This window comes from Priestia sp. YIM B13551, from assembly GCF_042787905.1.
Classification (GTDB): domain Bacteria; phylum Bacillota; class Bacilli; order Bacillales; family Bacillaceae_H; genus Priestia.
Window position 1 is genome coordinate 1 of sequence record NZ_JBHZOX010000018.1, and the last position, 22336, is coordinate 22336.

The 22336-nt window shown below is 31.8% G+C and carries 14 protein-coding genes and 3 pseudogenes; 13 read left to right on the plus strand and 4 right to left on the minus strand.

Annotated features, from left to right (window positions below):
- Positions 1-434 precede the first annotated feature (434 nt).
- A pseudogene (locus ACFX4N_RS29675) lies at positions 435-992 on the minus strand (IS6 family transposase).
- Between the two features lie 112 nt (positions 993-1104).
- On the opposite strand from ACFX4N_RS29675, the gene ACFX4N_RS29680 reads away from it, so the two are divergent.
- The gene (locus ACFX4N_RS29680; protein ID WP_377263598.1) at positions 1105-1356 is read left to right on the plus strand and encodes a hypothetical protein; all 252 of its coding nucleotides are present in this window, start codon (positions 1105-1107) and stop codon (positions 1354-1356) included.
- Between the two features lie 304 nt (positions 1357-1660).
- Positions 1661-2206: a hypothetical protein gene (locus tag ACFX4N_RS29685; RefSeq protein ID WP_377263600.1), complete on the plus strand. Its 546-nt coding sequence runs from the start codon at positions 1661-1663 to the stop codon at positions 2204-2206.
- A 194-nt stretch (positions 2207-2400) separates the two neighbouring features.
- On the opposite strand, the pseudogene ACFX4N_RS29690 reads toward ACFX4N_RS29685, so the two are convergent.
- Positions 2401-3052 (minus strand): annotated as a pseudogene (locus tag ACFX4N_RS29690) (IS6 family transposase).
- 534 nt (positions 3053-3586) lie between these two features.
- Between ACFX4N_RS29690 and ACFX4N_RS29695 the strand changes: the two are divergent.
- The 3 genes from ACFX4N_RS29695 (at position 3587) to ACFX4N_RS29705 (ending at position 7668) form a co-directional block, all read left to right on the plus strand.
- Positions 3587-3826 carry a hypothetical protein gene (locus tag ACFX4N_RS29695; protein WP_377263602.1) on the plus strand — a complete coding sequence of 80 codons (240 nt, stop codon included), beginning with the start codon at positions 3587-3589 and terminating at the stop codon, positions 3824-3826.
- An 85-nt stretch (positions 3827-3911) separates the two neighbouring features.
- The gene (locus ACFX4N_RS29700) at positions 3912-5297 is read left to right on the plus strand and encodes a YheC/YheD family protein (protein WP_377263604.1); all 1386 of its coding nucleotides are present in this window, start codon (positions 3912-3914) and stop codon (positions 5295-5297) included.
- Positions 5298-6339: 1042 nt separating this feature from the next.
- On the plus strand, positions 6340-7668 hold the full coding sequence (locus ACFX4N_RS29705; RefSeq protein WP_377263605.1) for a UDP-glucose dehydrogenase family protein: 1329 nt from the start codon (positions 6340-6342) through the stop codon (positions 7666-7668).
- Between the two features lie 493 nt (positions 7669-8161).
- Here the strand turns inward: ACFX4N_RS29705 and ACFX4N_RS29710 are convergent, their stop codons facing one another.
- The gene (locus tag ACFX4N_RS29710) at positions 8162-8689 is read right to left on the minus strand and encodes a hypothetical protein (RefSeq protein WP_301264939.1); all 528 of its coding nucleotides are present in this window, start codon (positions 8687-8689) and stop codon (positions 8162-8164) included.
- A gap of 915 nt (positions 8690-9604) precedes the next feature.
- Between ACFX4N_RS29710 and ACFX4N_RS29715 the strand changes: the two genes are divergently transcribed.
- Positions 9605-10132 (plus strand): hypothetical protein, encoded by a 528-nt coding sequence (locus ACFX4N_RS29715; protein ID WP_301264938.1) that lies wholly within the window; start codon positions 9605-9607, stop codon positions 10130-10132.
- Between the two features lie 520 nt (positions 10133-10652).
- Here the strand turns inward: ACFX4N_RS29715 and ACFX4N_RS29720 are convergent.
- Positions 10653-10736 (minus strand): annotated as a pseudogene (locus ACFX4N_RS29720) (RNA-guided endonuclease TnpB family protein); the annotation flags it as partial.
- A 1009-nt stretch (positions 10737-11745) separates the two neighbouring features.
- Here ACFX4N_RS29720 and ACFX4N_RS29725 point away from each other — a divergent pair.
- The 7 genes from ACFX4N_RS29725 to ACFX4N_RS29755 all read left to right on the plus strand — a co-directional run bounded on the left by ACFX4N_RS29725 (position 11746) and on the right by ACFX4N_RS29755 (position 22116).
- On the plus strand, positions 11746-12123 hold the full coding sequence (locus ACFX4N_RS29725) for a hypothetical protein (RefSeq protein ID WP_377263607.1): 378 nt from the start codon (positions 11746-11748) through the stop codon (positions 12121-12123).
- A gap of 2496 nt (positions 12124-14619) precedes the next feature.
- Positions 14620-15495: a hypothetical protein gene (locus ACFX4N_RS29730; RefSeq protein ID WP_301264936.1), complete on the plus strand. Its 876-nt coding sequence runs from the start codon at positions 14620-14622 to the stop codon at positions 15493-15495.
- A 177-nt stretch (positions 15496-15672) separates the two neighbouring features.
- Positions 15673-16371 (plus strand): galactosyltransferase-related protein, encoded by a 699-nt coding sequence (locus ACFX4N_RS29735; RefSeq protein ID WP_301264935.1) that lies wholly within the window; start codon positions 15673-15675, stop codon positions 16369-16371.
- 80 nt (positions 16372-16451) lie between these two features.
- Positions 16452-17375: a polysaccharide pyruvyl transferase family protein gene (locus ACFX4N_RS29740; RefSeq protein WP_377263610.1), complete on the plus strand. Its 924-nt coding sequence runs from the start codon at positions 16452-16454 to the stop codon at positions 17373-17375.
- A 365-nt stretch (positions 17376-17740) separates the two neighbouring features.
- On the plus strand, positions 17741-18949 hold the full coding sequence (locus ACFX4N_RS29745; RefSeq protein WP_301264933.1) for a hypothetical protein: 1209 nt from the start codon (positions 17741-17743) through the stop codon (positions 18947-18949).
- 700 nt (positions 18950-19649) lie between these two features.
- Entirely contained in the window at positions 19650-20855 is a 1206-nt protein-coding gene (locus ACFX4N_RS29750; RefSeq protein ID WP_301264932.1) for a hypothetical protein, read from the plus strand.
- 490 nt (positions 20856-21345) lie between these two features.
- Positions 21346-22116 carry a GT-D fold domain-containing glycosyltransferase gene (locus tag ACFX4N_RS29755; RefSeq protein WP_301264931.1) on the plus strand — a complete coding sequence of 257 codons (771 nt, stop codon included), beginning with the start codon at positions 21346-21348 and terminating at the stop codon, positions 22114-22116.
- Positions 22117-22336: the final 220 nt, after the last annotated feature.

Here is a 22336-nt window from a genome sequence, read left to right on the forward strand (position 1 = left end):
TTTCATACGTATGATTTGTTAGTTTTGCTGCGTTTGGTACGTAAAGAAAGGACAAAGGCTTATGATTTAATGCTAACCCTTAGAAAGGCTAGTAAGAGTACGCAAATTCACCAAGCAATGATAACTGTTCGGAGGAGCAATATGGGCTTTATACAGGGCGTATGAAGGTTATAGAAGGTATTTTAATAGACAGAATGGATTATAAACCTCAGCCAATAGATGATAAATTGGTAGCGAAATTAGCTAAAAGACTACGAAAAGAGTAGAAAAAGAGGAAAATTATTGATAGTGTTGAATGTAGTATAAAATGGGAAAAACCGCCCATGCTTTAGTTGGCAGGCTGTTTCTCAATACAGAACAGAAAGGGAATTGGGGCTCCGGTGCAAAAATATTCTCTAGAAACATAAAGTGTCAATTTCCTTTAAATTCATAGCCTATGAAGCTAATCCAAACAGTTTACGGATGAATTCGTTTTGATCTTGGACAGACTTTACCTTTTGGTAAACTTGCTTCTTTTTCAGCATATGTATCACACAGGCACCTTTTTTTCTCCCTTCAACTCTTCAGTAGCTATAGGATAAGCTGGGTTCTTGGCTACTGTGATAACACGAGGCTTTGAAACATGAAAAGACCGCAAAAGTTTCTTGAAGAAACGCTTTTCAGTTTTATGATCTCTTGTTTTGTTTAAATAAAAATCAATCGTATTTCCTTCTGAATAAACAGCACGATATAGGTACATCTATTGACCTTTTACCTTAATATAAGTTTCACCCACTCTCCAGGAATGATTAGTTGCCTTAAGGTGACGCCGTACTCTCCCACCTAGTTCAGAACCATACCGATAAACCCAGCGCATGATAGTTATATGGGCAATGGACAAAGCCCGTTCCTCCATCCTTTCCATTAAAGTTGTACCGCAGGTGCCATTTTACCGTTAATAAAATAACATCAGGCTGATAATGTTTCCATTTGAACAAATTCTCCTTTTCCATACCATCACACATCTTTTTTCGTAGAAAGAGCAAAAATTGTCCAAGTCCAAGCCTTCTCCATCAAATTTCATGTCATGATTGTGTATCCTGTCTTACGAAAGGAAGTGATGATATGACTTCGGAACATCATTTTCGTGGAAATGGTTATCGCCATTGCAATGTAATATTTGTGACATTCAATCAAACAACTGGCAGAGTGATACTTATTAGTCCTTCCATAGGCACAATTCCTCCAGCTTGTGCAAATGACACACTCATTCAAGATTTTACCGTGGGCTTATTGAAAGACGGCTATACAATCCAAGCATTCTACCAGGAAACCTTTGTCTTCTCAAAATGTAAAAGCTACTATGATACAAAATAGAAAATGAAATAAAAATTAAATAAAACTCTATAGCCTGAGCAAACTACTAAAGATGGATAAATCATCATTCTATAATTAGCTCCTAAAAACAAAAAAATTCCTGATTAGGGCTCAGGAGTTTTTTTGTTTTTAGGTTGTATAGATTATTCATTTCAAGTTTACATAATGTGATTAATCAATATAAAAATTAAATTTTCAAACAGAAATTTATAAAAACCGTTCTTTACATGCGACAAGTCTAACTTTATATTCATAGAATGATATTTGAGGTATGTTCTCATCACTAATAAAGGGAGATGAGAAAATGGAATATTATAAAAAAGATTATAAATCTAATCATAAAAAAAGGTATTCTCAAGATGATCATGATCATCATTGCTGTAAGAATGACCAATACGACTATCATAAAGAAAAAAAAATCAGCAGAACAGTTGCAGATTTTGACTATTTTAACCAAGCTGGATCAGTAATTCTTACTTCTACAACAACGGCTCCGTCCGTTGAAGAAATAATGGGAACAGTGAGATTTGAAGAAGTATTTAATGGTGACCTTGTCCATTTAAGTGGTTCAAGTACAGTTACAGTCGGTGCGACTTTACCAAGTACTATTACATTTAGAATTCACAAAGTAAGAAAATCCCAATATAATCCACTTTTAAGTCCCACAATTTATGCGCGTACTATATCAGTTACTGCAAATACAACCTTTGCTGTAACATTGGAATTTGTTGATGCCCTCATTAATGATGAGGATGAAGTAAATTACTACTATACTGTTAGTATTCCAGCAGGCGTTGCAGCAACTGCAACAGTTAGTAATAGTACTCATACAGGGACTTTACACAGATAATAAATATAGCAAAAACATCTAGATCCTTTTATTCTTTCAATAGAAAAAACATTAACATGTCCCTACGAGATAGGGATTTTCTCTTTTTTACGCTGTATATAATATACAAAGTTATTTAGATCGGGTAAGCGGGTTCTGGTGCAAAGATTACATTTATTTAAAAGAGGTATATAGATTTCTAATGGAATTTGTTCTTATGCAGCCATTCCAAATAGTTGATGAATGAATTTCACTTGATTTTGGACAGACGTGTCCTGTAAAGTAAGTTGTCCTTTTTTAATGATATGGATTGCTTTTATTCCCGAAAGAATAGATTCGGCTGTACGAAAAGATTTTAATCCTAACATAGAGCGAACTCTCTTTTTAGTAAAACGATGATCTTGTTCAATAATATTATTAAGATATTTAATCTTCCTTAGTTGGATGTCTACAGGCATCTTTTTTTCTTTCTTCAAACTCTTCAATAACCACAAAATAGGCCGGATTTTTATCGAAAGCTATGACAAGGCTTTGAAATATGAAAAGACTGCAAAGCTTTCTTAAAAAGCGCTTTGCAGCTCTGTGATTTCCTGTTTTCTTTAAATAAAAATCAATCGTATTTCCCCCTGAATCAACAGCACGATAGAGGTACATCCCTTGTTCTTTAACTTTCACATATGTCTCATCGATTCGCCAAGAATCAGTGGTTGGCTTAAGATAACGACGTACTTGCCCATCTAGTTCAGAGTCATACTGATGAACCCAGCGCATGATGATTGTATGAGCAATGAAGAGTCCACGTTCTTCCATCATTTCGATTAGGTCACGAAGACTAAGGTTGTACCGCAGATACCATCGCAATATTATTCATATAGGGAAACATTCAAGTTAATGGGCGGTATTTGCCATAGATATTTCTTGATTTTTATGTCTGGGTCCAAAAATTTATACAGATCTCTATATTAAGACAGAAATATCTAAAAAGAAGAGCGTAAAACATCTTGAAACGGTTACAAGATGAAGTTTGTTAGAAATCAAAATGAATTTATTCCAAGACTTTTTAGATTAGCTTTATAAGCTATAAATTTAGAATAAACTTACACTTTATGTTTCTAGAGATTAGTGTGAACCAGAAACCCTAAAATTCATGCCTCCCTTTGATTGTTCTAATATATTGAAACATTTAAAAAAATGTCATTATAGTCTACTTTTTAGTTAATCAACCTAGATATCAAAAAAATTAATAAATATATGAACATTTGTCCCATTCACTTTCCAATCAATTGCATAAGCTATTGTTGGGAGGGTGGTTAATAATGATGGGAACAAAATTAGGTTGCTACCCTTTATAATCATCCTCCTAAAACAATAAAAAAATTTAAAAAAGAAAGGTGATATAACATGGGTGGAGTACACACTTGTACACTTACAGTAAGAGTAACAACGGCTGCAGGGGTAGTAGTTACTGGAACTGCGTTAGTTACAGCAGTTGATGGTATTATTCTCAGCGCTTCGGTTCCCCTGGGCGCTCCTATCGGCGCAACCCTTGCTTTAGCAGGAATTCCTTGTCCAACACTTGCACCGATTACACTATCTCTTCCAGGTCTAGGATCCGTTGTAATTACTGCTACAGAAGTATAGAAGTACACTAGAAATATAAAATATAATTTTAATTCAGTTTATCCACCTCAAACTCTAAGAGGTGGATTTTTTAGGAGTGATTATTATGGAGCAAAAGTCCCCGCTTATAGGAATCTGTGTATCAAAGGTGAAACCATTATTCGAAAGTCTAGTAAAGGATAGACTTGAAAAGTACCCCGATGACGTTACTCTTATAGCATTTCGTATTGAGAACTTGAACTTGGCGGGAGGTAATGTAAAAGGGGTCTATTGGGAGAAAAAAGGGCAGGAAATTAATCGAAAAGAAGGGGTGTTTCCCTTTCCCGACGTGATTTACTTGCAATGTCATGTGGATAACAATGTCATAAAACAGATCGAAGGGGTCATTGGTCGTAAGGTATTTAATAATTTCATATTTGATAAATGGGAGTGTTGGAAGCTACTGGAAAAGGATAAGGAAGTACGCAATCATCTCCCCTATACCCAAAGATTAAAAAATAGGACAAACCTCTATCTCTTTCTACACCAATATAAGGACATTTTTTTGAAACCTATTAATGCCTCCACTGCTCATAGTAGTAAAGGAATTTTTAGGGTGAAGTTGCAAAAGAAAGGAAACATCAAAATTTTCTATAGAGAAAAGAATAAAATGCAAGAGAAAGGATTTAAATCTTACCAGAAATTTCAGGACTGGATTTTCCCTAAATTATCTCCTAAAGACTATGTTCTGCAGCAGAGTATTGAAACGATGAAAAATTCTGAAAATGCAACTGATATTCGAATTAATATGAATAAAAATAGTAGAGGTGAGTGGGAAGTATCCATGATATTGGTTCGGGTTGCTACAAATGTTAGCCATGTTATTCCTAGATTTGCAATGTTCTATTCCATTAGCAATTTTATAAAAACAATCACTGATGATGAAGAAAAAATAGAAGACTTGGAAAGGTCTATTAGTAACATAGGGCTAAAGATTTGTAGGGGTTTTGACAAATCTGGATACCATATGGCAGATATAGGGATTGACTTAGGAATGGATCAGAATGGACATGTATGGATTTTTGAAGTTAATCCCCTTCCATTTCCTTATCGTGGTTCAGTTCGGGATCATTCATTGATTAGACCACTTGAATACGCTTCTTATCTTGGATTAACATATCAACAAAAGCAAGAACAACAACAACAACAACAAGAGATGCTTAAAAAATGGTGGCAGCAACAATGGCAAGAACAACAACAACAAGAACAACAAGAACAACAACAAGAACAACAAGAACAACAACAAGAACAACAAGAACAACAAGAACAACAACAAGAACAACAAGAACAACAACAAGAACAACAAGAACAACAAGAACAACAAGAACAACAAGAACAACAACAACAAGGAATGCTTAAAAAATGGTGGCAGCAACAATGGCAAGAACAACAACAAAAGCAAGAACAACAACAACAAGAGATGCTTAAAAAATGGTGGCAATTCTGGAAATAAAATAACGGCACAAGGTTAAACTCATGCTGTTATTTTGGGTAATTGAGACCATTATATAAAATAAACTCTGTGTAAAAAGGTTTTTAAAGGAATATAGATCCAGCCATTACCAAACATTAGGGATCACAATGTAAATTAGAACAAATGTAATTTTTATTGATATTTGTTAATTAAAATCAAGTATTAGATGAATACTCTCTACAAACTTCCCTCTGTAAATTGAGTAATATCATAGATTTGTAGAGAGAAATAGAAACACAAACAAATTTCCACGTTCATTAGAGCTATATATTCTCATTTTTTACAAACTGTCGATAAGGGAAATAGCTTAATTACTCTGTTCCCTTTATTTTAAAAACAGAGGGAGACATACCTATGATCGCAAAATGTATCTATAGTCTTATAGCGATCAGATTCCCAGTGTCTTAGCGCTCTCATTCCTTCGTTCAACCTATCTATGGGATAAAGTCTAGTAATGCCAATTAGCAAGGTCGAATGCCTAGAAGAATGCTTTATATTCAATAATCTGTGCTTAATTTTTAATGTGTAAAGATTAAGCTTGTAAAGCTACGGAAAGATGGGGAGGAGAATATTTCGTATTATCTGCTCTCCATTAAATAGATATTGTTTCTGACCTACAGTATGTAAATAGAATATGAACTACCTTCCTACAAAATACAATAAGTGATTGTTTCTTGGGTAAGAAAAAATACCTTCACTATTTTAGTTTTGTTAAGAACCCCGTTGACAGAACCTATTCCCAATATAAATATCCTTATCCTTTTTTGAAAAATGTGTTTATACATTATGTTAAATGCCTACAACACCACAAAACTTCATCATATATTGGTTATAAGTCAGATAAAGACATTTCATTTCTATTCAAAAAGTGAAAGGAATAAATTTTAAATGTTTATAAAAAGAAAAAATACCTACCATTAACGTTTAGCTGATTTTATTCTTAAATAAGGGATTTAATACTAGTTTAAAAACTTAATTTAAGTATAAATTGACAGCAAGTTGAAGAAAGGAAGAAGATATCATGGATATAGCAATAATAGGTACAGGGTATGTTGGTCTGGTAACAGGGACTTGCTTATCAGAAATAGGCCATAATGTTACGTGTATCGAGATAGATGAAGAAAAAGTTAAGGAACTGAGATTAGGTAACTCTCCAATTTATGAACCAGGACTTGGTGAATTGATAACAAATAACATTCAAAAAGAAAGGTTAAACTTTACAGCAAGTCATAAAGAAGGCCTTGCTAATAAGCAGATTATATATATAGCTGTAGGTACTCCACAAGAAGTGGATGGTTCTGCAAATCTTAGATTTATTGAACAAGCAGCTAAGGATATTGCTCAAAATATAACAAATGATGTTATTGTTGTTACAAAAAGCACAGTTCCAGTTGGAACTAACATGTATATAAAAGATCTGATATTAAATAATTTAAAGAATAAATTAAAAGTAGAGATTATTTCTAATCCTGAATTCTTACGTGAAGGTTCAGCCATAAAGGATACCTTTCACGGAGATCGAATTATTATAGGCCATGATAATGAAAAAGCAGCATGTATTCTTGAGGAAGTTTATAAGCCATTAGATATTCCTATATTTAAAACGGATATTTACAGTGCTGAGATGATAAAATATGCATCTAATACTTTTTTAGCCACGAAAATCAGTTTCATAAATGAAATAGCCAATATATGTGATAAAGTTGGAGCTAATATTGAAGAGGTAGCAAAAGGAATGAAACTAGATAAACGAATTGGTCCTCATTTTTTAAATGCGGGCATTGGATATGGAGGCTCTTGTTTTCCAAAGGATAATAGTGCATTGATCAAAATTGCAGAAAACGTTCAGTATGATTTAGAAATTATAAAATCCACTATTAAAGTAAATGAAAAACAGCCATCCTTACTAGTAGAAAAAGCAAAAACACGCTTTGGAAATTTAATTGACAAACGGATAGCATTATTAGGATTAACTTTTAAACCATATACTGATGATATGAGAGAAGCACCTTCTATCTATATTTCAAAACAATTATTGAAGGAAGGCGCACAAATAATTGCGTATGATCCAGTAGGAGTTGAGAATGCAAAAGAGGTTTTTCCACAGGGGATAAATTATACAGATTCTGTAGAACAGGCCCTTTTGGAAGCAGATCTTGTTTTTATCCTAACGGAATGGAAGGAGATTACTGAATCTTTCTTAAAAAAGGCAACTCAGTTAATGAAAGATCCTGTTATTTTCGATGGTCGAAATTGTTTTTCATTAAAGGATGCAAAAAGTTCCAATGTGGAATATCACTCAATAGGAAGACCAACTGTGCTAAGAGAAATGTATGGCGAATTTCAATAAGGCGGGAATGGCGATTAGGATGAATTACAATTTTTATTTTAATATCAAGAATTGTATGAGGGCCCCCTTACTTCACTTGTAGTAAAGGTTTATAATATAATAAATTCTTCCCCTTTTTTATTCCTTCACTTGGAGATTTTGATTCCATGTAAAACTTCTAAAGTCACCATACTGCTGCAAGTTCCTTCCAAAATTAAACAGTCTCTTATGAATTAAGAAAATCAGTAACCCTTTGTAATTCTATTATATCATCATAAAAAAGCTTTCTTATTAAGGTTTTTAACATGAAAGCTTTAAACAAAAATGAATTAAAAACATGTAAACATTCGTTTTAATGTTAATATTTAAATTTCCGTATTTTTCACTTTATCTATATCCACTTTTCCTTGTTTGTTTATTCTCCAAAGAATTTCCGTTTCCCTTTAATTAAAAGTAAATAGGCTACTAAGGTTTAGAGTGACCTTTGTCAAATAGACAGTCTTAAGAAAGCTACCTATGCAGCCTGAGTTCTATACTGATAAGGACTCAGGTTATTTAATTTTTGTACCATTTTCAATAGACAGGTATCTTTTGTTTTGTTTGATAAATAACCTTTATTATTAATATATTTATGATAATAGATAATAACAGGATCGACCTCTTTTTCCGTATATAAAATTTTGGGGTTTAAAAGTTCCGGGGATTTTTCTATTGTAAGAATAAAGTTATATAATGATACCGTCATTATTGGAACCCCATTTTCCTTTAGGAAACCTTCCACACTTGATTTACTATGTTGAAATTCTGGATTGATGAAAGACTCAACGGATTTATAAAGCTTCTTATAGTTAGAAATAATAACTCCTAACGTTTTTGCTACTTCTTTTAATTTTGTTGTCCAATTTTTTAAGCAACCATCATAATGAATAACTGTTCTATTTGAACTTTCCGATCCTAAAAATGACGATAATGTATATAGCGTCCATATAAGAAAAGACTTATCTTTTGAGAATCCATTTCTTTGATAAAGAGAATTAGCCACACCTAATGGATTTCTCCCGACAATTACGTATGGGAAATTGATATTTAATTTTTGAAAAATCTGTTGCTACATTGGAAGTAAGAAACTAGTTCTATGGTCTCTCTAACCCCATAGCTTTTTTCGAAAAATTTCTTAATTATAATTTGTTTTAATCGTTTTTTTGAAGGAATATAACTTTACTTTCTCATTATTTTTCTGGTAAGAGTACTTGTAAATCCCATGAATACGAAAATTTCTTAAGTATTTATTGCTGTCTCAAAGTAATTCCCCCATGTTTCCAATATCCTGCCAGATTAAATTTCTCTCCTTTCGCAATTAGTTGGGACTCTTCCCAAAGATTAATGCCTAGTAGATTTAATGATCTTGTAATCATTAAATCTACTTCAATGTATTCCTAAAACACATACAGCTTCCAATTGATTATCCATTATCTGATCTCCTTCGACATCTTTAGTCATTTAATTGTGAATTAGATTTAGGGATTAGAAAAAGCAAAGTTTCTACATCTCAATTAGATTGTTTAAGACACACCATTTCCTTAAAAAATAAAATATAATTTGGAAGCCTATAGATTAAATGTTTTAAGTTTTAATTATTGGAATAGCTCTCTTTCACTTTTCTCATTCGTCTCTGAGATAAAAGCTCTTCTGTGTGAAAAATCACCCCACTAATATAGGTACACTTTCATTAGTATATGAATATACATATTCTATCCTTATCATCAAATGAAGTATTTGTATTTTATGTGATTAAATAATGTTAATTATAGTCAAGAAATAAAAAAACGGATTTTAACATTATGTGTTTTAAAATTTATTTTATCTATGTAGTTAATTTATGTTTATAAGCGCAAGATACATTAAATTAACGGAACTTAGATATAAGTAAATGCATCCATTTTAAAGGAGGTCTACCATGAGCATCTCATCCCGAGACGAAACCAGATATTATATTGTGAAAAAACTTAAAGGTAGAAAAAGGAGTGTTAAAAATATAAGCACTGGCACGCTATATGAAAGCGTCGTTAGACCATATGAAAGTGACGATACACCATATGAAAGTACTGACACGCCATATGAGAGTACTGACACGCCATATGAGAGTGACGATATACTATGGGAAGATAGTGAACCCATTTATAAAAGCTGTGTTTGTGAGTTATTAGATCAAATTGCAAATAAAGGTGGCGTGGATATTGTTACGGGTTGTGAAAGTAAATTATTGTTACTGAATAAACATACTTCGCAACCAATATCAGTTGATGGGATAGATCCAACGGTTTTTAACTTAGAAAGCTTTAACTTTGAAACTGGTTGTGCGATCTTCAGTTTCGATAGAGAAATGATGGATTCTACCACAGGCTCTGTAAAAGGAACACTTATTGAAGATTGCGACAATATTTCTGGAATCTTGTTCATAGAAGATAACAACGAATGTTGGTAAATCCTTTTTCCAAGACTTATTCCAAAGGTAATATTGGATTTATAACTTAAAAATCAGGCTGTAGATAAACAGCCTGATTTTTAGATGGTAATTTGTATAAATTTGTGAAAAGTCACCCTCTAGTAGAGGTCGTATTTAAGGGACTATTAGAAAAATAATCTAACGAATGATTAAGTTAAAGAAGAAGCTATACATATTTATAAAAATAAAGGTGGATAAAATGCGGATTTTATATATGCCATAAGGTTCTCCTAGAATCTATTAGTTTTTTAATCAATATATTTTAAGAGAACTTCAAAAATTTCCTGATATAGAAGTGAAAATTTATCAAGAATCAAGTGAATTATTCATATTCCAATCGATATTTGGGAATCCCACGGCTAAAGCTGCAAGCCCTACACCTAACGTTGTGGCGGGTGGAGTTCTTGAATGACTAAGCGTTCACAGTCCATTTCTATTTTGAACAACCTTCAAGATGAGGGCATCTCATTGCCCCTCTTAAGACAGTACATATAGCACCTTAGGATGATTGACTGTTACCATCAATCACAGGTACATATCGAATGTTCATGGCACCGACTAAATCATGATGTTTTAAGAGACCCTTTACCAAATACAAGTTATTGGAAAATGAAAAAAACGATATTCCCTAAAATTTCTATTTAAAATTTAAATTTGATTCAACACTGGATTCCCCATCAAAAGCTGTTAATTACTATTCAAACTCAAAAATTACACTTAATACTTAACGTTCGTATAATAATAAAGTGAATCAAAATAGTGCAAATATTATAAATAAAATCATAAATAATCGCACCTCTGATATAGCTAGCTGTGGTACATTTCAGCTTACTGAATGAATCTACGATCCCCCAAAAATTTTGATGAAGGAAATGGAGTTGTGTCATTTAAAACAGATAAGAATTCAATTAATAGAGTTAGTAACTACCTTTCCAATACTGAAGAGCGAGAGTTAGTTTCCTGAAGAGTTTTAAACCACCACACCTTCCATCATCACCTTAATAAGATGATAGATATAATAAAGAAATAACGTGCTTTATATCAAAGCACGTTTATTGATAATAAAGCCAGTTAATTTCCTAATAAGATAAAAGAAGGATTTAATAGAATGAGATAAGTAGAAAATCCCTTTAAGTTGAAACACGGGTATACAATACCTAATCATCGCTTGGGTTATTTTTCAATGGAAACAAGAGTTGATTATCCATTAGATGTAAAATTAAAAACTATTAAGTCACCCCCCCTGGCTCACCAGTATTTTGGACAACTTGTTCTGTGCCTAATTCTGCTTACAACCGATGAATTCGCTACTAAGCAACCTGCTTCAGATAGAGAGCATCTTTGGATTTATAAATAAGAAATTTAAGATACACTGTAAGAATACGACTGCTTTTCACATCGTAATCAGCATTACAAAAGGTTACAAACATTTAAAAGATCTTTTGATGGAAAATGATTCTAATTTACTAATACAAGCATACAAACATTTTCTCTGTCAATGAATAAAATAAATAGAATACTAAGGAAAGGAAGGGCTAAAATGAGTGATTATTATATAAAAAAATATATAAAAGAATCCAACTGCAAAGAATGTGGTTGTAAGCACAAAGACCACTGCAAAGAATGTGGTTGTAAGCACAAAGACCACTGCAAAGAATGTGGTTGTAAGCACAAAGACCACTGCAAAGAATGTGGTTGTAAGCACAAAGACCACTGCAAAGAATGTGGTTGTAAGCACAAAGACCACTGCAAAGAATGTGGTTGTAAGCACAAAGACCACAAGAAAAAATGTGGTTGTAAGCACAAAGACCACAAGAAAAAATGCGGTTGTAAGCACAAAGACCACAAGAAAAAATGCGGTTGTAAGGACAAAGACCACAAGAAAAAATGCGGCTGTAAGAACAAAGATCATAAGAAAAAATGCAGTCGTAAGAACAAAAATCACAAGAAAAAATGCAGTCATAAGCTAGAAGTCACCCAAAAAGTGCGGCTGCAAGCATAAAGATGGATTCTGATTATAATTGTAAGAAAAACAAGAAAAAATAAGATGATTTTTTTAAAAAAGTAATCTGTAAGCAGTAATTATTTAGTTCCGTTCAGTTATATAATTTTCTACTTTTCTGTTTTCTGTCGATAAAATAGATCTTTTTATCATTGGGGTATTATCAAGTGTACAAACCTTCAGCTGCGTCTATAGTATTTATTTTTCTTAGCCGTTTTCTAGGTAGTCGTGCGCTGACTCTCTATTTTCTCGTGTAACCCAATAAGTCTATCACCAGAAACAGGAAGTTAGTGTTGGACAAGAACAGTCTTTGTGCTTGAACTATTCACTCAATTCATTTCTTCTCGCGCCACAATAATTAAATGTTAGAAATAAAGAAATTTATATTTTACTAATTAGCAGTGTTATATTCCTTTCACATTCTACTAAGAATTTATAGTAAGTTTAATTCCCCTAACTAACATAATCGAAATAATCAAAATTTTAGTTTTAGAAGAATTTTTTTAGTTAGTTTGCTTCCAATAATTGTTTCTGGTGTTGAGCCAACTAGAAGGTTACCTGTTAATTTATAGTCTATATGACCATAACCATCCATGAGAAGGCCTGTAAGTGAAACGAGAAAAAAGCATGGAAGATATCAGTGCCGACAACTTCAGAAGATTTTAGATTATAGAAAAATAAAATGAATAAAGCAAATGAACTTCCTGCTCCTATAGAAGTTATGCATACGACAGCTCCTATAATTATACCAATGACGATAGTTATAGGAGCTTTTCGATAATTAGCTTTAGCCTCCAAGGACTATTTATTTTTCGAGTGAATGTTAGTTGAATTAATACAATTACTGGTATAAGAATTAAAATAAAACCAAAAAGTAAAATCATCCAGTGCTCATTGTAATAATCAGAAAAAAAGTAATAAAAAGTTAAATTTGCAATAATTGCAGATGGTAAACTTCCGATAGCTAAATATTTCACTAATTGATAGTTAACTGTTTTTTGCTAACTCGTTGGAAAGCACTAAACATCTTTGTAATTGCATTATAAACAAAAATACCACCAGTTTATACTAATTATTATAGTAGGATGAATTCCGAAAAATATAAGAAAAGGAGTAAGTAAAGAGGATCTTCCTATTCCTGTAAAGCCGACTAACAAAAAGGGCGTTTCAATCAAATATTCTTCATAATAGCAAACTAATTAATTTTAATTAAAATGGAAAAGTATTCAGTAATGAATCAATCATACTTAGATACCTCTTCCTCATTGAATTTAAGTTATATATAACTCAGTAGCATAATCCGTTCCAAAATTTTAAATTATCAAATGGTTATTTATCTTATGTATTTAGCAATCAGTATCCTCTAGGCAATTGACTTTAAATTAAAAATTAAAAGTAAAAACTTGATGATAAGTCCGATTTATATATATTGGATAAAGTAATAGGATTAGGAGTTCAGAGCATTTGGCACTCGCCTTTGAAACGAAACTAAGGTACGAAATGTCAAGAGTAGCTTCCCCTATTTATCAAATACCACTTTTAAATTGGCATTCGGATGGCATTATGAGGTATAACTTGAGAAACTTATAATTTTTTTAAAAAAATGATATCCATAGCCATTTCAATTTCTACATTGATATGTGATATATCTAACGTTTTAAGTTATTTAGTGAACTCTGTCCCATGGGAAAGGAGAAATCTTTAACACAAAAATTTAGGTTTAGGTGCAAAAGTTACTTTCTGAAAATATAAGGTTTCGGTTTCTTTTAAATTACTAGCCTACGAAAAAAACGAAGATGTAAAGAAAGCATTTGTCTATTTTTCTATTTCTTGATTTACTTACATAAAAATCCACAATTTATCTCTTCAAATCGACTGCATGATATAAGTAACCCCATGACTTTTTACTGTGATATACCTTTCATCTAACCTGAGGGTAGTGTACGGTCAGTTAAGGTGATACTTTCCCCTTTCTTCTAAGTGAAGTCCATATTAGTTGTATGAGGTAAAGATAATCCTTGCTATTCCATACTTTCCATTAAATCCAACATGTTAAAGTTGTACCATAGATACCATTCGACAGTAAATAGGATCAGATTGATAATGTTCTCCTCCTAACCAAATTTTAGGTTTTTATACCGGCTATATCCCTTTTTAGAGTAATGGTATTAATGTGTCCAAATTTGGTAGATTGCTCAGGTTTTCTGCACCAGACTCGAAGCAATGCATATGATTAAAAAGAGGCAGGTTCACCAAAGGGCAAGCTCTGCCTAAAATCTAAGGGAATTCATTAACAAACCCTTTAATCTTGAAGCATGATTCCTAATTTAGCAGGAAATTTACCACCTGTTTTTTTATTAAATTCTCTTCGCATTTAACTATTATAAATAGTAGGTAGGAGTAAATTTTTTAGATTTATCTAATATGGACCTATATGTTACCTATGAAAAAGGAGGGAAAATAGGTGGCGAAGCAAAATGACCGTGATAAAGTTCAATCCCCTATTAAGAAGCAATTAGATGAAGTTGAAAAATATTTTAAACAATATAAATCAGAAGTAAGCAAACAGTTGAACAAAGCACCCAACCGGAAAGAAATTGCTTTTGGCATTTCGCTCAAAAGTAAAAAGGTATCTCGCAATTGGAATAAGGTACAGAAAAATTTATCGAATACCTTAAAATCAATATTCAGGAATACTGACCAACATTTTCGTATTATAATTGCTGGGCATAATAAACCAAATATTAAGGAATTAAATGATAAGCGAGTTAAGTGGTTACCAGTTAAATTCTCTTCACCTACAAGTCCAAAAGGATTTTCTCAAGATAAAATGCGTAAACGTAGAGTGATAGGTGAATATTTGTATAAAATAGGGTTTCATGGATATTTTATGGCTGTCGATGCGGATGACTGGATACACCATAGATTTGTAGAATATATAAGGTCCCAGCCGTTTTCCGATGCTTTCATACTAGAGAAAGGTTTAATAACAAATATTGGACGAAAAGAGATTTGGGAAATGGGAGAATTCTATAAAAGATGTGGAACTAATGCACTTTTTTATTTTTCTAAAAAGGATTTTCCTAATCCTAAGAAAAAGAAAGCGAATCCCTTTAATATATTAACTCTAAAGGCACATCCAAAGTCCCCAGAGCGTTTAAAAAAACTCAACAAGAAATATAAAATGATTAATCTCCCCTTTGTGATTTGGGTTCTCTCACATGGTGACAATAATAGTATGTTAAAGGGAAACAAAGACCCAGGAATTTCAGCCAAAGATTATAATTTACAAGGAGAAAAGCTTGAAGATTGGTTCTATAATTATTTTAAAATCAAGTAAAACAAAATCACTAGAGCGGTTCACTTCTCCTCAAAATAATTAGGTTTGGAAAGATCAATAGATTTCTTGGATTTACTTAAACAACTTATGGTTTACTCTAAGGTAGTAACCCATTCAATTTTCGATAAATTTATAAACAGAGGCGTTCTAACATAATGAGAACAAGGAGGAAAAAAGATGTTAAACCAAGTATCTGTATTAATCCCATACAAACCAGACAATGGCGAAAGGGATAAATTGTTTAAATGGGTAAAATCCTACTATAAAAATGTAATGCCTGAAGTTGAATTGTGTATTGGAACGAGCAAAAGTGAACCTTTTAATCGATCACAAGCAATTAATAGAGCTGCAAAAAAGGCTACAAAGGATGTGTTTGTTATAGCTGATGCAGATGTTATATATAATCCAAAAATTTTAATTAAGGGGATTCGGTTGCTTGATAAACATGCTTGGGTTATTCCCTATGGTAAATGGTTAGACATCTCAAAGGCAAGTACTATAAGACTGTTAAAGACTTCCCCTAAATGGCCTTTATCGACAAAATTTAAATCTACAGAGCGTTTTCAAGACAAAACTGTTAAACCTGTAAGTGGAGTTATCATCGTTACTCGCAAAAATTTTAATAGTATTAAAGGATTTGACGAAAGATTTGTAGGTTGGGGTCGAGAAGATAACGCGTTCAGAGATGCAATGAATACTTTATGTGGACCTTTTAAAAGAATCAACAATAGTTCTATATATCATTTATGGCATCCAAAGGTCGGACCTAAAGGCAATCCAAATATCAAAAATAATAATAAATTATACAAGAGATATGAAGAAATAAATGGAAATGTAAAGAAAATGAGAAAATTGATTAACGAACGTAAAGATTAGAAAAAGGTTCTCATATTTTGATTTTTTAAAATATGAAAAATTATACTCAAACTATATATTAAATGGAGGATTAAGTAAAAATGACAGAAAATAAGCAACATCCAATGGAAAAATTAAAGGAGCAATTGCTTTATATTTTAAATGTAATTCCTCCGGGTTCCAATATATATTATCTTGATTACCCCTTTCATACAAATATCGGTGATTTGCTAATTTATAAAGGGAGTGAAAAATTTTTTGAAAATAACAATATAAAGGTGCAAGCAAGATATTCAGTATTTAACTTTCCAAAAGACTTATCAATACCTAAAAATCATATTATTGTTTTCCATGGCGGAGGTAATTTTGGGGATTTATGGGTGAGTCATCAGCGTTTTAGGGAGTCTATCATATCAGAATACCCTAATCATCGTATTGTAATACTGCCTCAAACTGTATATTTCAAAGATAATAACAACTATATAAAAGCCAAGAAGCTGTTCAGTAAACATTCAGATCTTCATATTTATGCTCGAGATAAACGGAGTCTAAAGCAGTTAAAAGGATTTAGTAAAAATATATACCTTTCACCAGATATGGCTCACGAGCTTTGGCCCATAACCCCCCCCACCCCCTCACAGAAAAAGAATCTATATCTCTTGCGTACAGACAAGGAAGTCAATAAAAAAAACAGATTCAAAACCCAAAAGAATCAAAATGTCGTAGATTGGAATGACTTAGTAACAAAAAAAGATTCCAAGAAAGTGCAAGAAATTAAAAAAGAGTATAAGAATAAGGGAGTTAGCAATGCCGAATCGTGGTATAAATTTAGCGATTATTTAATTAATAAAGCAATATCGTTATTTAGCACCCATAATAAAGTAATTACAACGAGGTTACATGGGCATATTCTTGCTTGTTTACTAGATAAAAAAAATATACTTTATGATAATTCTTATGGAAAAAATAATCAATATTATCGCACTTGGACTCACAATGTAAACAAAAGTAAATTTATTAAGTAATGGAAATAATCGTACCCAAGTATGATCATCTAATCAATGAGCAGCTTGTTGATAAATTTTTTATTTGGGTAAAAGACCATAGTTAGTTCAAAATAAAACGAATGGGACAATTCACTGAGAATGGACAGGTTTTTATCATTTGAACTAAAGAGAACGTGGAACTTTTTCAATCTCGCACCTTCAAATGAGAAGATTCTTTTGTGATTGAAACTCCGCCATGTAAGCTCTTTACTTTGCAATCCCAATTAATAAAAAGGCATGATGTCGTTAAAAGACATAAAATACGTGGTTTCAATAATTCTTATATCTATTCAGTCGAATTTTAGATATTCAACACGTTTGTCTAAAAAGGAGAGAATTTCACAATGAGAAATCAAAACCAAATAGTCCTAGATCCCCCTAAAGTAAGAGGCGGAAATAAAATTTATTGTCATTTTAAGTGTTCAGGAAAAGTTAGCAAATATTTTAATGAAAATAATTTTTATATAAAATTAAATGCAAATGTTGAATCTGTACCTCAAAGCATCCTTATCATTCCCGCTTTATCAAATATTTGCCCTGTTGCTTGGATTACGGGAGCTGATATTTATGTTGAAGAAATTGACCAAGAGTTTTTAGAAGCACTAAATACAGTAAAAAAATCATTTCAGAAGTTATATCCTAAGCATTCTTTTAAGGGAGACATAAAGTATAAAAAAATTAAGAAAAATAAGGGATATGGAAAGAAAAAAAGTGGGCTCTTCTTTAGTGGAGGAGTAGATTCAGTGGCTTCATATATAAGAAAACGACATGAAAAACCGTATTTACTGACGGTTAGAGGAGCTGATATACCATTATCGGAAACGGAAGGATGGCGTAAAGTAAAGAATAATAATAAGCAATTTGCCAAAAAGAACGGACTTTATCCTTTATTTATTCAATCAAATCTAAGGTCTTTTTTAAATGAACGTAACCTTAATAAATCCTATTCCAAACATGGCCTTAGAGGCTGGTGGGGAGGTATTCAACATGGGTTAGGCACAGTAGGTCTATCTGCTCCCTTATCATTCATTAAAGGTATGAATAAAATTTATTTTGCATCTTCTCCGGGTATAATATCAGTTGATAATTATTTACGCTTCACTCCAGAACCGGAAGGGTCACATCCATCAATTGAGAATAACCTTAAATGGGGGGCTACAAAGGTTGCTTTGGAAAGTATGGACCTAAATAGACTTGAAAAGATAGGAATTATTGCAAGATATATAAAGAAAAATGATCCTAACCTGCAATTAAGAGTATGCTGGGAATCAAAAAAAGGAAGCAATTGTGGAAAGTGTGAAAAATGTACTCGAACAATGGCTAGTATACTTTCCGAAGGATTAAACCCAAGCAATCATGGTTTTAGGATGAATAAAAATTTATTAAAATCAATGAAAAATAATAAAAAATTATTTACTAGATTAAATAAAAATAAAGAATTTCAATGGAAGAGAATTCAAAGAAAATTGGGTAAAATAATTCTAGATAAAAATTCTGAATACTATGATTTTCACCAATGGATTTTGAAAACTTACTTTCATAACAAATCATAATGAATTCGTAATTTTTATTTCTTATTATATTCCCCATATAAAATAAAGTTATTCTAAAACTATTAATCAGAGCTACATCATTAGTTATTTAATCTTTAACTTCAATTTCGGTCAAGATTAAACGTAGAGGCATTAATTATGGGGGGCTTTTCAGCTGTTAACACTCTCACCTTTCTACCTCGAAAATATACTCAATAAAAAGAAATACTGAGACTAAGCAAACTTAGAATGTTTCAGAAACCGTTCTACTCCCCCCTTAGATAGTAACATCAGATTTTTTTCTATTAAGCAAGTGGTATTAATTCTTACGTTTAAAGAGGTGATAAAAGATATGCTCGGGCACATAAACACATCTGAAGTCAAATATTGTATTAATCAGCATCTTTCATGGAAGTTTAATAACTTTAGCTCTTTAAACTTATACACTAATTCCTGGGGGATTAGGTCATTATGATCCCTATTAGCTATCACATAGGAGAAAACTTCTATTTGGAGTTTATTCTAGACAGGTTAGCTATACTAAAGGCTAAGGTGCCTTTTCAATTAATTAGGTTGATGTTAACGAACATAATAAAAGAGAAATGCATCAAACGGATTAGTATGAAACAGAGTTTTTAAAGTGCGAAAGTCGAGGAAATTAAGAAAGTTCTTTTTGGTACTAAAATGAAATTTTTCATCACAATAAGGAGAGAATTTCCCGATGAGAAACCAAAACAAAATAGTCCTAGATCCTCCTAAAGTAAGAGGCGGAAATAAAATTTATTGTCACTTTAAGTGTTCAGGAAAAGTTAGCAAATATTTTAATGAAAATAATTTTTATATGAAATTAAATGCAAACGTTGAATCTGTACCTCAAAGCATTCTTATCATTCCCGCTTTATCAAATATTTGTCCTGTTGCTTGGGTTACGGGAACTGATATTTATGTTGAAGAAATTGACCAAGAGTTTCTGGAAGCACTGAATATAGTAAAAAAATCATTTCAGAAGTTATATCCTAAACATTCTTTTAAAGGAGATATAAAGTATAAAAAAATTAAGGAAAATAAGGGATATGGAAAGAAAAAAAGTGGGCTCTTCTTTAGTGGAGGAGCAGATTCTGTGGCATCATATATAAGAAAACGCCATGAAAAACCGTATTTACTGACGGTTTTGGGAGCTGATATACCATTATCAGAAAATGAAGGATGGAGTAGAGTAAAGAGTCATACCAATCAATTTGCCAAAATGCACAAACTTACCCCTTTGTTTATCCAATCAAATCTAAGGTCTTTTTTAAATGAACGTAACCTTAATAAATCCTATTCCAAACATGGCCTTAGAGGCTGGTGGGGAGGCATTCAACATGGATTAGGTTTAGTAGGTCTATCCGCCCCCTTAACATTCATTAAAGGTATGAATAAAATTCATTTTGCATCTACACCACTTTTATCACACAATAACACTTTATATTCTACGTCATGGGGATCACATCCTTCGATTGAGAATAATCTTAAATGGGGGGATACGCAGGTTGCTCTAGATGGTACGCATTTAAATAGATTCGATAAGATAGGAATTATTGCAAAATATATAAAGAAAAATGGTTCTAACCTTCAATTAAGAGTATGCTGGGAATCAAAAAAAGGAAGCAATTGTGGGAAGTGTGAAAAATGTGCTCGAACAATGGCGAATCTACTTTCCGAAGGATTAAATCCAAGTAATCATGGTTTTAGGATGAATAAGAATTTATTAAAATCAATGAAAAAAAATAAAAAGTCATTTATGAAATTAAATAAGCCCCAATGGAAAATTCTCCAAAAAAAGTTAAGTAATAAAATTCCAGATGCAGATTCTGAATACTATGATTTTTGTCAATGGATTGTAAAAGTTAACTTTCAGCGTAAAAGGAAAGATTTTTTTAGTTAACACATTTTCGTCATAGATAAGAATCAATAGTATGCTCTTTTAAATCGCCTACAAAAGATACCCCCTCTTATTGCCCCACCATGTTAATACATTATTGCATCTATTCGCTAAAAATTATTAGTTGGTTTGGGATGTCATGTCATCTCATCTTACTCGTTCATCGTAACCAGAATTATACTTATAAAACTAGCGTATGATAACTTGATAAGTAATATAGACCCCCTATTCTTCTAGAATACTAGCAACCCTATATCATCTAATTTTAAGAGATTACTTGTGTATATTTTTAAGTTTTCATTAGAACCAAATATATTGAAGAGTTATAAGTTTTATTTTCACTGTTTGTAATTAAAAAATCTATAAATTAAGTTTATAGATTTATATAAAAAACTATTTTCATTTCATAATAAAGTAATTATAGGGTAGCAACATATTGAATTATAACATATCTTATAATATTGAAAAAAATATAACTAAAGGAGTAAAAGATATGATTCCGGATAAACAACTCTTAACTGTTGAGCAAGTTTTAAAAAAGCTAAAGCAGGCCATTAAGAAAAAGAAACCCTTTTCTTTGGTACGTGTGGGTGATGGAGAAAATATTATACTAGCGCAAAATTCTGTTATGACAATCGAAAAAACCTTAAAAGAACAATGGGCACGGAACGCGAACAAATCTCGAGATAATAAAGGAGTTACTCTTCCAAATACAATTTTAAGAGATCAAATGGTAAACGCCATTAAAAATGCTAGCATAGTAGGTATTCCTTTTTATAAAAATGATCCAATTCTTGCTGAAGATAGATTAAAGCGCCAATTAACTGATAAAGTATTTAATCATTTTCAGATTACTCCTAAAATGGCTTGTCATACTTTTGTAAACAGGGTTTTTGCTCAAAAAAGTGATTTTTGGAAAGCATTACAGGGCAAAAGAATCCTGATTATAACCAAATCCAAGTGGTCAAAAAAAGTGACTCAAACCTTAAGAAAAAAACCTTACAACTTAAATGTTACTAAGAGAATAAATTTTAATCACTATGATCAGCTGGAACATACCTTAGCAATAATTAAGGCAAATAAAGGCAACTTTGATATAGCTCTTATTTCATGTGGTGTAAATTCTGTCATTCTTGCCCAAAAAGTTGCTGAAACGACAGGCAACATTGGAATTGATTTTGGAAAATCCCTAATGTATATAGTACAAAAAAAAGCCGGATTAAATCATTCCTCACGTGGAGCAAATAAAGATTTACTCCCATAAATTAAAAAATTGTTGCTGGTTATTAAGAATAATATTTTTTTAGGTTATTCCTTTATATTGCTATTAATTAAACGGAAGTTTTAGACATTTTATTCCCATTAAAGTTAGATCATTTATTGTGATTTAATAAATATATTTCGGGAAATTAAATCTCTATTTTCCTTTAAAGAAATGATTCATATGAAAGCTTTATATACAAGTTCAGCTAACTAGGGAGGAG